Source organism: Thauera aminoaromatica S2, assembly GCF_000310185.1.
GTDB classification, from domain to species: domain Bacteria; phylum Pseudomonadota; class Gammaproteobacteria; order Burkholderiales; family Rhodocyclaceae; genus Thauera; species Thauera aminoaromatica.
In genome coordinates this window covers 1-1592 of the sequence record NZ_AMXD01000273.1, presented here as the reverse complement: position 1 = coordinate 1592, position 1592 = coordinate 1, and the positions used below count along the sequence as shown (strand labels likewise).

At 70.4% G+C, this 1592-nt stretch carries 1 protein-coding gene and 1 pseudogene; both read right to left on the bottom strand.

The features are described from left to right. Window positions 1-543 (bottom strand): annotated as a pseudogene (locus C665_RS19495) (ABC transporter permease); the annotation flags it as partial. Then, on the bottom strand, window positions 540-1517 hold the full coding sequence (locus C665_RS19490; protein ID WP_004329293.1) for an ABC transporter permease: 978 nt from the start codon (window positions 1515-1517) through the stop codon (window positions 540-542). The pseudogene C665_RS19495 and the gene C665_RS19490, both read right to left, overlap by 4 nt. Window positions 1518-1592: the final 75 nt, after the last annotated feature.

Here is a 1592-nt window from a genome sequence, read left to right as displayed (position 1 = left end):
CGCCTTCGCCAGCCGCAGCGCGAGGTCGCCCGCCCGCGCCGGGCCCGGGTCGGCGCCGAGGTGGGCCGCGCCGTGGGCGAGACGCGGATAGTCGCGCACCTGGCCGCCGTCGGCGGTCTCCATCGTCTCGCGCTGGTACAGCGTCCACGCGAAGGGCGCGGAATAGGTCTTCTCGGTGCGCAGGCGCAGCGGCGCGAGCAGGGCGTCGAGCGCCGACAGCACCTCGGTGGAAACGACCGGAGCCGCCGGTGCCGCTCCGCTTGCCGGCCCGCCCCCATCCGCCCCCGCCACGCGCTCCAGCGCCGGCAGCAGCGGCCGGTAGTGCAGGCTGTCGACCAGGCCCACGACGAGGAAGGCCAGCAACACGGTGGCCGCCGCCATCCCGGTCGGTCGCCTCCCCACCTTGCGCCAGGCCGCGCGCAGCGGCGCCTGCGCACGCGCGCGCATGCCCGCCAGCAGCGCCAGCGCGACGAGCAGGAAGAGCAACGCGTCGGTCCACAGCAGCACCGGCTGGAAGCCCAAGATCACGCTCGATGCGCTCATTGCAGCCTCACCCGCGGATCGGCCAGGGTGTAGGACAGGTCGGTGAGGATCAAGCCGACGATGTACAGCACCGAGCCGATGAACACCATCGCCCGCACCACCGCGAAGTCCTGCGCGTTGATCGCGTCGATCGTGTAGCTGCCCAGGCCGGGAATCGCGAAAAAGGACTCCACCAGCAGGCTGCCCATGAAGAGCAGCGGGATCACCACCACCACCCCGGTCAGGATCGGGATCAGCGCATTGCGCAGCACATGGCGGAACAGCACCGCGAGCTCCGACAGCCCCTTCGCGCGCGCGGTGCGCACGTAGTCCTTCGAGATCTCCTCGAGGAAGATCGTGCGGTACCACCGCGCCGAAGAGCCGATGCCGGCCACCACGCTGATCAGCACCGGCAAGACCAGGAAGCGCGCTGCATCCAGCCCGGGCGCGTAGCCCGAGATCGGCACCAATGCCCACAGCTTGGACACCAGCCACTGGCCGCCGATGATGTAGAACAGGCTGGAGATCGACATCATCGCCACGCACAGCACCACGCCCCAGAAATCCAGCCAGGTGGCGCGGAAGAACACCAGCAGCAGCGCGAAGCTGATCGACACCACGAGGCTGAGCACGAAGGTCGGCAGCGCGATCGCCAGCGAGGGCCCCATGCGCTCGCGGATCTCCTGGCCGATGTCGCGGCCGTCGTCGGCGCGGCCGAACTCGAGCGCGAACATGCGCAGCGACTTGTCGAAGAAGAGGGTCTCGGTGAGGCGCGCGCTGCCGCTCGCGGCGTCGTTGATGAACATCGGCTTGTCGTAGCCGCGCTCGACCTTCCAGCGCTCGATGGCCTCGGGCGTGGCGCGCTTGACGCCGATGTGCATGCGCGCCATGTCGTCGGGCGAGTTCACCACGAAGAAGAGCACGAAGGTGAGCAGGTTCACCCCGATCAGGATCGGCACCGCGTAGAGCAGGCGGCGCAGCAGGTAGGCCGGCATCAGCGCCCTCCTCGCGCGCCGGACCCGGCCGCGCCCGGCGCCGCGGTCGCGGTCTCGCGCCGGCGCCAGTGGATC

Coding starts and splice junctions, on each gene's coding strand:
- C665_RS19490 (WP_004329293.1), bottom strand. CDS start 1,517: ATGCCGGCCTACCTGCTGCGCCGCCTGCTCTACGCGGTGCCGATCCTG.